Consider the following 12520-nt stretch of genomic DNA (forward strand, 5'->3'; position numbering starts at 1 on the left):
CACGGGCGCGCGCCTTCCGGCCCGGACGGTGCGGCACGGAGCGGGCCCCCCGCCCCGCGCCGTGCCGCCCGACGTCGTCTGCCCCCCGGGTCAGACCACCTCGATCACGCCGATCAGTGTCGAGATTTCGACGTTCTCCAGCGTTGCCACCGCCACGCCGTCGCGCTCGAAGAGCACGTCGCTGCCCGAGGTCGAGAAGCCGAACTCGGCGGCGGTCAACCCGTTCTCCAGCACCAGCCTGTCGCCCTCGGCGGCGTCGAAATCGGTGATGATGGTGTAGCTCGGGATGGTGTCGAGGATGCGCTGGTTGAACACGAAGCGGTCGGCGCCGCTGCCGCCCGACACGGTGTCGAAGCCGCTCAGCGACCGGATCTCGTCATCGTCGGCGCCGCCGAAGACCAGGTCGTCGTCCTGGCCGGTGCTGATCGTGTCGTTGCCGCAGCAGCCGTAGATCACGTCGCCGTCGGGATTGCCGAGAATGAAGTCGTCGCCGTCATTGCCGTAGATCGTGTCGGCCCCGGCATTGCCGGCGATGGTGTCGTCGAAATCGGTCCCCTGGATCACGTCGTCGTCCGCGGTGCCGCTATAGGGCACGCCCGGGGTGATCGGCGAGGCGCTGGGATCGCCGCCCTCGCAATCGCAATCCTTCTCGTCCACATCCTCGACGCAGATCTCCAGCGGCTTCTCGGCGAAGCAGTGGGGGTCGGTCTTGGCGGTGGCCCGCACCACGATGTTGTAGACGTTGTCGGCGCCCTGATCCTGCGGATTCTCGAAATCCGGGGCCTCCTTGAAGCTCACCTCGCCGGTCTCGGGATTGATCTCGAAGAGCGCCGCATCCGGCCCCAGCAGCGAATAGACGATGTCGCCCTCGCCGAGCTCGACCTCCTTCGACCCGGTGAAATGGTAGAGCTTGCCGGTCTCCTTGCCCTCGAGCGCCGCCCCGGTTAGGCTGACCGAGCCGTACTGGTCGCCGATGACCAGCGGCGCCGAGCAGGAGGTGTGGAAGTTGATCGTCTGCAGCAGCGTGCCGCCCTCGGAGGAGAAGATGTGCACGTAGGTCTCTGAGCCGAACTTGCCGTCGATACCGAGCGCGGTGAAGCTCTCGCCGGCCTCGACCACGCCGGAGAAGTGCAGCTTGCTGAGATTGTTCGGATCCTCCTTCTTCGAGACCAGGATGAAGTAGCTGCCGTCGCCGTCATCGCCGGGCTTCACCTCGCCGACCTCGAGCTTCTTGCCCTGGCTTGACTTGATCTCGTCGGTCAGCGACGTGCCCAGGGTCAGGGTCAGCTCGCTCGGCTTCTTAAGATCCTCGCCGAACTCGTTGCCCTCGCATTCGCAATCATCGTCGTCATCGTCGTCGTCGCAATCGTCGTCATCGTCGTCGTCGTCATCGTCGTCGTCCTTGCTGGCCCGCCGGCGATCGCGGTCCTTGCCGTCGTCATCGTCGTCGTCGTCGTCGTCATCGTCGTCCCTTTTGGAGCGGCGGCGATCGTGACCCTTCTCGTCATCGTCATCGTCGTCATCGTCGTCGTCATCATCGTCATCGTCGTCGCAGGCCTTGCGAAGATCGCAGATGTCCTTGCCGTCATCGTCGCCGGGCACCTTGCATTTGACGGTCAGGTCGACATCGATCAGCGGTTGCGGGTTGGTATTCTCCTCGATGCAGATCTCGTCGAGATCGTCCTCGACGCAGACCGCCAGCGGCTTGTCCTCGAAGCTTCCGTCCTCGCGGGTGGCGCGGACGACGACCTCGTAGGTGTTGTCGCCGCCGGCATCCTGCGGATTCTCGTAATCCGGCGGCGCGATGAAGCTGACCTCGCCGGTGAGGGGGTTGACGAAGAACAGGGCCGCGTCGTCGCCGCCCACGATGCTGTAGGTGACACCATCGTCGCCCGAGCCGCCGGTGCCGGCGCCGTATTCCTCGAGGGTCCCGTCCACCTCGAAGCCGAACCCGGTCAGCGACACCGACCCGTACTGGTCGCCGATCACCAGCGGCTGCGAGCAGGAGGTGTGGAACTCGATGGTCTGCAGCAGCGTGCCGCCATCTTCCGAGAAGATGTGGATGTAGGTCTGTCCGCCGAAATCCCGGCCTGCCATCTCCGAGAGCGCGGTGAAGGTCTCCCCGAAGGCCACGTCGCCGGAGAAGAAGATGTTGTTGGAGGCCATGTCCGAGGCGTCGTCGTCCCGCGACACGGTGATGTAATACATGCCGTCCGGGTCGCTGGCCCCGGTCAGGCTGGCATCGGTCTTCTTCGCCGCTTGCTGGGAGACGATCTCTTCGGTCAGTTCGTCACCCAGCGTGAAGGTCAGCGCGTCGGGCTTCTCCTCCTTCAGGTCGTCCGCCACGTCGCAGGCATCGAGCCCGATATCGGGGTTCCCCTCGCCGCAATCGAGATCGATCACGTCCCGGGTGTTTTCCTTGACCACCACCTTGGTAAAAAAGCTCATGGACTATCCCCCTGATCGGCGGCACTGCAATGCCGCGAAATGGTGTCTCTTCTGCAATTCCCCAGAGAGTTCGCGCGCCATTCCGAAAGACAGCCAAACCGCACACGGCTCCGCGCATTGCCCCGTTAAATCGGCAGCGCAATTTCACCCGAAAGAATTTGCACTTCGAATTTCGTCCCGACCTGGTTCAATAGCCGCGGGACCCGGTAAAAACTCAATGCTCCGCCGATCCGGCCAGAGCCCCCTGACCCGGCCGTCTCTGCCAGCATTTTCCGACCACGCCCGCGATTCCGTCAAGGTTTCTTGCACTTGGCGGACCCAGCGAAAGGTTAAGGGTTCGTAAAACAAAGTGTTTTTCAAACAAACGGCAATTTTGCGAACGCGGCGCGCATTATCGATTGATTAGCTTTGATTGATTGGCAGAGTTGAATACACGCTTGGGATGTTTTTGACGACTCCCCAATTCGCAGTTTCCCCGACCGTGCAGAAAGGATCGAAACGGCGGAATCGTGTCGGACCTACGGCGGAGTCCCGACGGCTTCCAACCGCTCCGGCCCATTGATGCCGACGCCGCCCGAGACCGCGGCGCCTTACAAAAACTCGGGAAATACCGGTTCGCAGCGCCGATTGCCGGCCCGGCGGCTCAGCACAGGCGCGCGGTCCGGCCGGAACGCCCGCATGCCTTCTCAGCGCGCGCCCCAGGTGTCCGACAGGCGGTAGCCCCCGGGCCAGGGGTCGGCCGGGTCGAGCATGTGCTGGTGGATGCCGGTGATCCAGCCGCGGCCCGAGATCTCGGGGCGGATCGCCGGCCGGCCGCCGAGCGTGGTCGCGCCGAGGATGGTGCCGCCGAAGGTCGAGCCGATCAGCGAGCGCGCGGTCAGCCGGTCGCCCACCTGCATGCGGCCCCTGGCATGGAGGACCGCCATCCGGGCCGAGAGCGCCGTGCCGGTGGGCGAGCGGTCCACCTTGCCGGGCTGGATCGCCACCGCCGCGCCGGTCTCGAGCCCGTTCGGGCCCTGCGCCAGCGGCCCGGCAAAGAGGCAGAAGGAGATGTGGCGCCAGTCGGGGTTCTCCGGGTGGGTGAAGCCCAGCTGCGCATTGGCGGCGTTGGTGATGCGCACGCCGAGCGTCGCGATGTCATGCGCCTCGTCCTCGGTGAGGGCGAACCCCATCGCCGCGGCGTCGACGATGACGAAGCTGTCGCCGCCATAGGCGGTTTCGACGGTCAGCGTGCCCAGGCCCTCGACCTCCAGCACCGCGTCGAGTTCGGCCGCAAAGGACGGCACGTTCTCGACGAAGATGCGCTCGGCCTTGCCGTCCCGGCATTCGGCGCGGACCCGGACAAGCCCGCCCGGCGCCTCCAGCACCAGATTCGTCTCGGGCTCCTGCATCGGCACCAGCCCGCCATCGAGCAGCACCGTGGCGACGCAGATCGAGTTCGAGCCCGACATCGGCGGCGTGTCCTCCGGCTCCATGATGATCCAGGCGGCCTGCGCCTCCGGGTGCTTCGGCGGCACCAGCAGGTTGACGTGCCGGAAAACGCCGCCGCGCGGCTCGTTCAGCACGAAGTTGCGCAAGGTCTGGTCGCGGGCGATCCAGCGGCTCTGCTCCCAGAGCGTGTCGCCCGGCGGCGGCAGCACGCCGCCCACGATGACGTCGCCGACCTCGCCCTCGGCATGGGCGGAGATCACGTGCACGGTCTTGATCGAACGCATGGCTCAGACTCCGTCGGCGCGCAGCAGCCAGAGCGCGAAGAGCGGCTCCGGCCCGGCGCGCATGGCGTGCAGGATCGCGGGGGGATTGTAGAACGATCCGCCGGGGCCGGGATCGAACCAGGCGCCGCCGGACTGGCTGAACTCCCCCGGGGCGAGCACGAGGTAGACCTCTTCCGGCGGATGGCTGTGATCGGGATAGCGCACGCCCGGCGCCAGCAGCGAGGCGCCGAGCCAAACATCCTGCCGCGGCTCCAGCCCGCCGGGGCCGGTGAGCAGCGCGTTGGCATGGCCGGTGTCGAAGTCCGCGCTGGCCGCCTGGGCCGGACCGTTGCGGCGCTGCCAGCGCAGCCGCGGTTCCAAGGCCGCGAGGGCCGCCACCAGCGGCGCGAGATCGGCCGGGTAGCGCGACGGCGCGAGGAGGTCCGGCAGCCAGCGGTCGCAGACCGGCAGGCGGCCGCCGGGACGGTCGGCGGCAGGTTCGGGCGCTCGCAGTGCGGCGAAGCCGGCCGCGACGCAGGCTTGCGCCTCGGGTCCGCGGGCGCGGGCGGCGAAGGCGGTTCCGGCGGCGTCGATCGCGGCCTGCAGGACGGGGTCTCGTTGGGTCATCGCCGGGCCTCGCTCACAGCACCTTGCAGAGCCGCAGCGCGTCGTAGATCGCCGCGTGGGTGTTGCGGGCGGCGACGGCGTCGCCGATGCGGAAGAGCTGGTAGCCGCCCTCGGGGTTGCGGGTGACCTCTTGCGGCGCGCCCGCGACCAGCGCCTCGTAATCCACCGCGCCGCGGTTCGAGGAGCCCTCGACCAGCTCGAAATAGACGTCGTCGAGCGGACGGGTGCCGTGGTTCACCACCACCTGGTCGACCCGGCGCTCCCGGGTGACACCGCCGTAATCGCTGCCCAAAGTGGCCAGCAGCGCGTTGCCGTCGCGCGCCACCCGGTCCAGCGTCCAGGTCACGGTGAAGGTCACATCGCGCTTCTGCAGCTCGCGCAAGGACGGCGTCAGCGACATCGCCATGACCTCGGACGCGATCGTGCGGTCGCGGGTGACGATTTCCACCTTCGCGCCGGTGGCCGCGATCTTCTCGGCCGCCTGCAGGCCTGCGTAATCGCCGGCATCGTCGTAGATCAGCACGTTGTCGCCCGGGGCCACGTCGCCCGACAGGATGTCCCAGGCCGAGACCACGAGGGAATTGCCCTCGGAGAGCACCTCGGTGTGCAGCAGCCCGCCGGTGGCGACGATGACCACGTCGGGCGCGTCGGCCAGAACCGTCTCGGCATCGGCGAAGCTGTTGAAGCGGAAGCTCACACCCATCCGGGTGCATTCCTCGAAGCGCCACTGCACCAGCTGGATCATCTCCGCCCGCCGCGGCGTCTGGGCGGTCAGCCGCACCTGCCCGCCGGGATCGTTGGCCGCCTCGTGCACGATCACCTCGTGGCCGCGCGCGGCCGAGACCCGCGCCGCCTCCAGCCCCGCCGGCCCCGCGCCGATCACCACCACGCGGCGCCGCGCCGGGGCCTTCGGCACCTCGTGCGGCTGTTCCAGCTCGCGCCCCGTGGCCGGGTTGTGCAGGCAGAGCGCCATGCCGCCCTGGTAGATGCGGTCGAGGCAGTAATTGGCGCCGACGCAGGGCCGGATGCGGTCCTCCTCGCCGCGCAGGATCTTGGCCACGATATGCGGGTCGGCCATGTGGGCGCGGGTCATGCCGACCATGTCGAGCTTGCCCGAGGCGATGGCGTGGCGCGCGGTGGCGACGTCCTGGATCTTCGCCGCGTGGAAGGTCGGGAACTGGGTCGCGGCGCGGATCTCTCCGGCGAAGTCGAGATGCGGGTTCGCCCGCATGCCCTGCACCGGGATCACGTCGGTGAGCCCGGCATCGGTGTCGATATGGCCGCGGATCACGTTGAGGAAATCGACCAGCCCGCTGTCCTTCAGCCGGCGCGAAATCTCCAGGCCCTCCGCCTTGGTGATGCCGCCGGCCATGTCCTCGTCGGCGACGTAACGGATGCCGACGAGAAAACCGTCTCCCACCCGGTCGCGCACCGCCTGCAGCACTTCCATCGACAGCCGCATGCGGTTCTCCAGATCGCCGCCATAGGCGCCGTCGAGGTCGTTGGTGGCGGGCGACCAGAACTGGTCCAGCAGGTGGCCGTAGGCCTGCAGCTCGATACCGTCGAGCCCGGCCGCCTTCATCCGCTCGGCGGCGTCGGCGTAGTCGGAGACGATGCGCGCGATGTCCCAGTCCTCGGCCTTCTTCGGGAAGGCCTTGTGCGAGGCCTCGCGCTCCCAGCTCGAAGAGACGACGGGCAGCCAGTCGGCCTTGTCCCAGCGGGTCCGCCGTCCGAGATGGGTGAGCTGGATCATCACCGCGCAGCCCTCGTCGTGGCAGTCGTCGGCGATCTTCCGCATCCAGCCCACCACCTCGTCCTTCCAGGCGAGGATGTTGTTGAAGACCGGCGGGCTGTCGCGGGCGACCGACGCCGAGCCCGCGGTCATGGTCAGCGCCACCCCGGCCCGGGCGCGCTCCGCATGATAGGCGCGGTAGCGGTCCTTGGGCATGCCGTCCTCGGGATAGGCCGGCTCGTGGCTGGTGATCATCAGCCGGTTCTTCAGCCGCAGGTGCTTCAGGTCGTAGGGCTGCAGAAGGGGATCGGTGGACATGGCGCGGGCCTCCGGGTGCTGTCCCGGCGATCCTTCGGCGGAATGTACACTTGTGTCAATAAAAAGATCGGTGCTGCACATTTCTGTTGTGGCGCGGCGCCGCGGCGCCTATCGTCCCGGGCATGGCGCAGGCATCCGAGATCGAGGGCGACAAGAGCACCGGCTGGCGCGGCTCCCGCGCGGTCTGGCTCGAGGCCGCCAAGCGGGCGCTGATCGAGGGCGGCGTGGAGGCGGTGAAGATCCAGCCGCTGGCGGCCCGGCTCGAGCTCTCGCGCACCAGCTTCTACTGGTTCTTCAAGGACCGCACGGCGCTGCTCGACGCGCTGCTGGAGGATTGGGAGGCCAAGAATACCGGCGCCTTCGTCACCGCCTGCGCGGCCTATGCCGAGACCATCGCCGAGGCGGTGCTGAACCTGATCACGGTGTTCCACGACGAGACGCTGTTCGAGCCGCGGCTCGATTTCGCGGTGCGCGGCTGGGCGCATCGCTCGGACGCGGTGACGGCGCGCATCAACGCCGCCGACGCGGCGCGGCTGGCGGCGATCCGCGAAATGTTCGCGCGTTTCGGCTTCGCGGCCGAGGATGCCGACGTGCGGGCGCGCACCGTCTACCTCGTGCAGATCGGCTACATCGCCATGCAGGTCGAGGAGGACCGCGCGGTGCGCATGGCGCGGGTGCCGGGCTACGTGCGGACTTATTGCGGGCAGGACCCGACGGAGGGCGAGATGGCGCGGTTTCACGCCCGGCTCGATTATCACCCGGCCAGCGAGGGACGCGCCTGATGCAAGCCAAGCTCATCACTTATGACGACGCCATCGGCACCGTCTCCTGGGCCGATGCGGTCGAGGCGCTGCGCGCCGGCCATCGCGGCCCGCGGGCCGAGGTCGCGGACAGCTTTCTCGGGCCGGCCGAGGGCACGCTGCTGAGCCGCGGCGCCTACATTCCGGGCCTCGGCTACGGGGTGAAGTCGGTGACCGTGTTCGGCGCCAACCCGGCCGCCGGCCTGCCCACGGTGCAGGGCGCCATGCTGGTCTTCGAGCCCGCCCAGGGCCGGCTGACCGCCATCGTCGAAAGCCGGCTGGTGACCGAGATCAAGACCGCCGCGGATTCGGTGCTCGGCGCGGAGCTTTTGGCGCGGCCCGACAGCCGCCATCTGCTGGTGGTGGGCGCCGGCACCGTGGCGCGCAGCCTGGTGCGGGCCTACACGGCGCGGTTTCCGGGGCTCGAACGGGTCTCGATCTGGGCCCGGCGGGCGGAGCAGGCCCGGGCGCTGGCGGCGGAGTTCACCGACCTGGCGCCGGAGGTCGCGGCGGTGCCGGATCTCGGCGCCGCCTGCGCCGAGGCCGACATCGTCTCGAGCGCCACCATGGCGCGGGAGCCGGTGCTGCGCGGCGCCTGGATCCGGCCCGGCACCCATGTCGACCTGATCGGCGCCTACAAGGCCGACATGCGCGAGGCAGACGACGCGCTGATCGCCGGAGGCGCGCTCCATGTCGACAGCCGCGAGACGACGCTCGGCCATATCGGCGAACTCGACATCCCAATTGCCCGAGGCGTGATCGGCGCGGGCGATGTGCGCGGCGATCTCTACGACCTCGTGGCGGATCCCGCCGGGGCGCGGCGCGCGCCGCGGGACATCACCCTCTTCAAGAATGGCGGCGGTGCGCATCTCGACCTGATGATCGCCCGCTACCTGTCGGACCTGCCGCGGCCGGACCCTGTCGCGGCACGGTAGCCCCCGGCGCCGCGACCGGCCGGCCACGCGCCGGGCCGGGCCGTACCGGTGGCCGGCGGCTCAGCGGTCCAGCCCGGCCGTCATGGCGTAGCGGATCATGTCGCCGGTGCTCTTGGCGCCGAGCTTGCGCTTGACCGCGGAGGAGGCATTGGCGGCGGTCTTGTAGCTGATATGCAGCGCCTCGGCGATCGCCTGCAGCGACTTGCCCTGGCTGATCAGCCGCAGCACCTGGTGTTCGCGCTCGGTCAGGGCGTCGAGCGGATCGCCCTGGCGGCCCGATCGGGCCAGCGCCACCGACATCGCCATGTCGTGCGACAGGTAGGCCCGGCCGGCCTCCAGCGCGCGCACCGCCTCGAGAAAATCCTCGGGCCGCGAATTTTTCGACAGGTAGCCATGCGCGCCGGCGGCCAGCGCCTTGGCGACGAAGGCGGTCTGTTCGTTCATCGAGAAGATCAGGATCCGCGCCGCCGGGGCGCGCCGCAGCAGCGGCTCGATGAGCTTCAGCCCGCCGACCCCGGGCAGGCCGAGATCGAGCACCACGAGGCCCGGCGCGCCGGAGGCTGCGAGGCTCAGCGCCTCGGCCTCGGCATGGGCGTTCAGGATCGTGTCGTAGCCCAGCTCCTCGAGCAGCTGGCCGCAGCCGAGATGGGTCACCGGGTGATCGTCGACGATGAGCCCGGTCTTCATGATGCCACCGCCAGCGCGGCCGGGGCCGGGGCCGGTTCGGGCGTGGCCCAGGGCAGCCGGGCGGTGACCCGCGCGCCGCCGGCGGGTCCGGCGCCGATCACGAGCTGGCCGCCCAGCGATCCCACCCGGTCGCGCATCGCCGTCAGCCCGCGGCCCTCGTCGGCATCGTCGCGCAGCCCGGTTCCGTCATCCTCGACCTCGAGCTGCAGCGCCTCCGGGCCGATCGCGAGCCGGGCGCGGATCCGCGCCGGCGCGCCGTGGCGCAGGGCGTTGGTCGTGGCCTCCTGGAAGAAGCGGTAGACGGTCAGATCGACGCTTTCGGCGGTCTCGGGCAGCGCCGCGGGCAGGTCGATTTGCCAGTCGAGGTCGGGATGGGTGCGGGCGAAGGTGTCGAAGAGGTCGGCCAGCGCGTCGACCAGCGGCAGCTGCCCGATCGCCATCGGCCGGAGCGTGGTCAGCATGCGCGCGTTCGAGCGCTGGATCTGCTCGACGATCGCGAGGATCGCGGCGGCATCGCCGGCCCGGCGGGTGTCGCCCGAGGCCTCCGCCGCGCGCAGGAGCGCCGCCGCCTTGACCTTGAGCCCGAACAGGCAGGGCCCGAATTCGTCGTGCAGCTCCATGGCGATGGCGCGGCGCTCGGCATCGCCCAGCTCGACCACCCGGCGCGCCAATCGGGCGCGCTCCGCATCGGCCCGGCCGAGGCTGTCGGTCAGGGCGTTGAAGCCCTCGCAGATCGGCGCGAGATCGCGGCTCGCCGGCCGCGCCACGCGGCTGGCCATGTCGCCCTCGCGCAGACGCCGCATGGCGGCGCGCAGCGCCTCGAGCGGGGCCAGTGCGCGGCGCACCAGCAGCCCCAGCAGCAGCACCTGCGCCAGCGCCGTGGCCGCGACGATCCAGATCAGCCCGACGGCATCGCGCCAGACCTCGGCGATCTCGTCGGCGGGGGCCGAGACCATGCTGACATAGCCGCGCGCCACCCCGTCCACGCGCACCGGAATGCGGATCTCGCGCGGGCGCGGCTCGACCAGGGCGGCGAACCAGGCCGGGGCCGCGCCGGGCTCCGCCTCGGCGGCGGCGCGGCGCACCGGCACCTGGCCGTTGCGCGAATCGAGCAGCACGATGTTGACGTGCCGCGGTTCGACGATGCTGTCCGCGAGCCGGGTCATGACATCGCCGGGCGGGCCGTCGCGCAGGCTCGCGCCGACGGCGGCGAGCACCATGGCACGGGCGCTCTGCTCGCCTGCCTCCAGTTCCAGTTCGACCGCCTCGCGCGCGTTCATGACCAGCGTGGCGCCGCCCACGGCGACGCCCAGGCATTGCACCGCGACGACGCAGAGCAGGATTTGGCGAACAAGTTTCATGCGCCGCAACATGCCGTCCTCCCCAGACCGACGCGGAGCTTAGCCGCTTGTCCCGGCGGCGTCGATGAAGGCGGTGCGAACCGGGAAGATTCGGCAAGACCCCCGGGACCAGTTCCCGCCCAGATTTGGGACGCGCGCCATGCCCCGCGATGCTATCCATCTGCTTGAGGAGAAGAGACAAATGACCCTTCGCAGCGCCGGACCGTTCCCTTCATCACTCCCGGGCCGGCATGCGTATCACGGTGTTGCACACGTTCTTCCGGCGCCGCGGCATCTCTCCCGCGGCGTGCCGGTCGGACCGCGCCAGGCGTCTCTTCTCCCCGGCCTTCCGCGCACCGCCGCAGGGGCGGTCGCGGCTGTGCCCGCAGCCTGCATTCCCGGAGGTTCGGCATGAAGCGGCTCGCGCTGATCGCGGTTCTCGCCGCATCCCCCGCATACGCCAACAAGGTCTTCGTCTCGAACGAGCGCGGCAACACCGTGACCGTTCTCGACAGCGAGACCTGGGAGGTGCTGGAGGAATTCGCCGCCGGCAACCGGCCGCGCGGCATCACCATCGCGCCGGACGGATCGGAACTCTATGTCTGCGCCTCCGACGACGATCTGGTGCGGGTCTTCGACCCCGAGACCTACGAGGAGCTGCACACCCTGCCGTCGGGACCGGATCCGGAGCTGTTCGTCATCCATCCCTCCGGCAACCCGCTCTACATCGCCAACGAGGACGACAACCTCGTCACCGTGGTCGACACGAAGACCCGGCAGGTGCTGGCCGAGGTGCCGGTGGGGGTGGAGCCCGAGGGCATGGGGATCAGCGCCGACGCGAAGTTCGTGGTCAACACTTCCGAGACCACCAACATGGCGCATTTCATCAACACCGAGACCTACGAGATCGAGCACAACGTGCTGGTCGACCAGCGCCCGCGCTACGCCCAGTACACCGCCGACGGCACCCGGCTCTACGTGTCCTCCGAGATCGGCGGCACGGTCAGCGTCATGGACATCGCCGCGGACGGCACGCCGGACCTGGTCAAGAAGATCGGCTTCGAGGTGCCGGGCGTGCAGCCGGAATGGCTGCAGCCGGTGGGCGTGAAGGTGACCGAGGACGGCAGCCGCGTCTTCGTGGCGCTCGGCCCCGCCAACCGGGTGGCGGTGATCGACGGCGAAAGCCTCGAGGTGCTCGACTACATCACCGTCGGCCAGCGGGTCTGGCAGCTCGCCTTCACGCCGGACCAGAAATACCTGATCACCACCAACGGCAATTCCAACGACATCACGGTGATCGACGTGGCGGCCGAGGAGGCCATCCGTTCGGTCCAGGTGGGCCAGCAGCCCTGGGGCGTGGTGGTGGCGCCCGACTGAGCAAATTCAGGGAAAGACACGGGAGACGATGATGAAATTCGGAACGCACCTCGCCGCGGCGATCTGCATCGGGCTGGGCGCACCGGCCCTGGCGCATGATTTCGGCTTTGCCGGCATCCTGTCGAACACCAACCAGGGCGAGGATCTGCCGACTTTCATGCTGGGCGCCGGCAAGCCGATCACTGATGGGCCGATCACGCTCGAATCCGGCAAGATCTACGAGCTCGAGATCGAGGCCGACGGCTCCGCCGAGCTGGCCCTCGAGGGCCAGGGATTCTTCCGCAACATCTGGGTCAACGAGGTCGTGATCAACGGCCTCGAGGTCCGTCCCTTCGGGCTCGAGTCGGTGGAATTCGATCAGGCCGGGACCATGGAGATCGAGTTCATCGCCATCAAGCCCGGCCAGTATTACCTGCGCATCCCGGGCTCCTCGGGCGAGGCGCAGCGCGTCGACATCACCATTCGCTGAACCGCGGCACCGGCAGCCGGGACCGCCCCAGGAAAGGACGACCGATGATACGACTGACATTGACCGCCGCGCTCTGCACCGGGCTGGCATGGC

Annotated in this window: 10 protein-coding genes; 4 read left to right on the top strand and 6 right to left on the bottom strand. The window is 69.1% G+C overall.

Going from position 1 to position 12520, the window contains the following annotated elements; genetic code table 11:
• Positions 1 to 90: 90 nt before the first annotated feature.
• From ACXYMW_RS07525 to ACXYMW_RS07540, 4 genes are all read right to left on the bottom strand, one after another.
• Positions 91 to 2448, bottom strand: a complete 2358-nt coding sequence (locus ACXYMW_RS07525; RefSeq protein ID WP_459034690.1) for a DUF7467 domain-containing protein — start codon at positions 2446 to 2448, stop codon at positions 91 to 93.
• Between the two features lie 686 nt (positions 2449 to 3134).
• Complete coding sequence (locus tag ACXYMW_RS07530) at positions 3135 to 4163, bottom strand: trans-3-hydroxy-L-proline dehydratase (protein WP_459034691.1); 1029 nt, start codon at positions 4161 to 4163, stop codon at positions 3135 to 3137.
• Between the two features lie 3 nt (positions 4164 to 4166).
• Positions 4167 to 4769, bottom strand: a complete 603-nt coding sequence (locus ACXYMW_RS07535; RefSeq protein WP_459034692.1) for a dimethylsulfonioproprionate lyase family protein — start codon at positions 4767 to 4769, stop codon at positions 4167 to 4169.
• 13 nt (positions 4770 to 4782) lie between these two features.
• A complete protein-coding gene (locus ACXYMW_RS07540; RefSeq protein ID WP_459034693.1) occupies positions 4783 to 6819 on the bottom strand; it encodes an oxidoreductase in 2037 nt (678 codons plus the stop codon).
• A gap of 122 nt (positions 6820 to 6941) precedes the next feature.
• Here ACXYMW_RS07540 and ACXYMW_RS07545 point away from each other — a divergent pair, with 122 nt between their 5' ends.
• The gene (locus ACXYMW_RS07545; protein ID WP_459034694.1) at positions 6942 to 7601 is read left to right on the top strand and encodes a TetR/AcrR family transcriptional regulator; all 660 of its coding nucleotides are present in this window, start codon (positions 6942 to 6944) and stop codon (positions 7599 to 7601) included.
• Complete coding sequence (locus ACXYMW_RS07550) at positions 7601 to 8554, top strand: ornithine cyclodeaminase family protein (RefSeq protein ID WP_459034695.1); 954 nt, start codon at positions 7601 to 7603, stop codon at positions 8552 to 8554. The genes ACXYMW_RS07545 and ACXYMW_RS07550 overlap by 1 nt, the downstream gene beginning before the upstream one ends.
• 60 nt (positions 8555 to 8614) lie before the next feature.
• On the opposite strand, the gene ACXYMW_RS07555 is transcribed toward ACXYMW_RS07550, so the two are convergent.
• Positions 8615 to 9241, bottom strand: a complete 627-nt coding sequence (locus ACXYMW_RS07555; RefSeq protein WP_459034696.1) for a response regulator — start codon at positions 9239 to 9241, stop codon at positions 8615 to 8617.
• The gene (locus ACXYMW_RS07560) at positions 9238 to 10602 is read right to left on the bottom strand and encodes an ATP-binding protein (RefSeq protein ID WP_459034697.1); all 1365 of its coding nucleotides are present in this window, start codon (positions 10600 to 10602) and stop codon (positions 9238 to 9240) included. The genes ACXYMW_RS07555 and ACXYMW_RS07560 overlap by 4 nt, the downstream gene beginning before the upstream one ends.
• A 390-nt stretch (positions 10603 to 10992) precedes the next feature.
• Here ACXYMW_RS07560 and ACXYMW_RS07565 point away from each other — a divergent pair, with 390 nt between their 5' ends.
• On the top strand, positions 10993 to 11958 hold the full coding sequence (locus ACXYMW_RS07565; protein ID WP_459034698.1) for a YVTN family beta-propeller repeat protein: 966 nt from the start codon (positions 10993 to 10995) through the stop codon (positions 11956 to 11958).
• Between the two features lie 31 nt (positions 11959 to 11989).
• Positions 11990 to 12427, top strand: a complete 438-nt coding sequence (locus ACXYMW_RS07570) for a cupredoxin domain-containing protein (protein WP_459034699.1) — start codon at positions 11990 to 11992, stop codon at positions 12425 to 12427.
• Positions 12428 to 12520: the final 93 nt, after the last annotated feature.

The organism is Roseivivax sp. CAU 1761 (genome assembly GCF_054482755.1).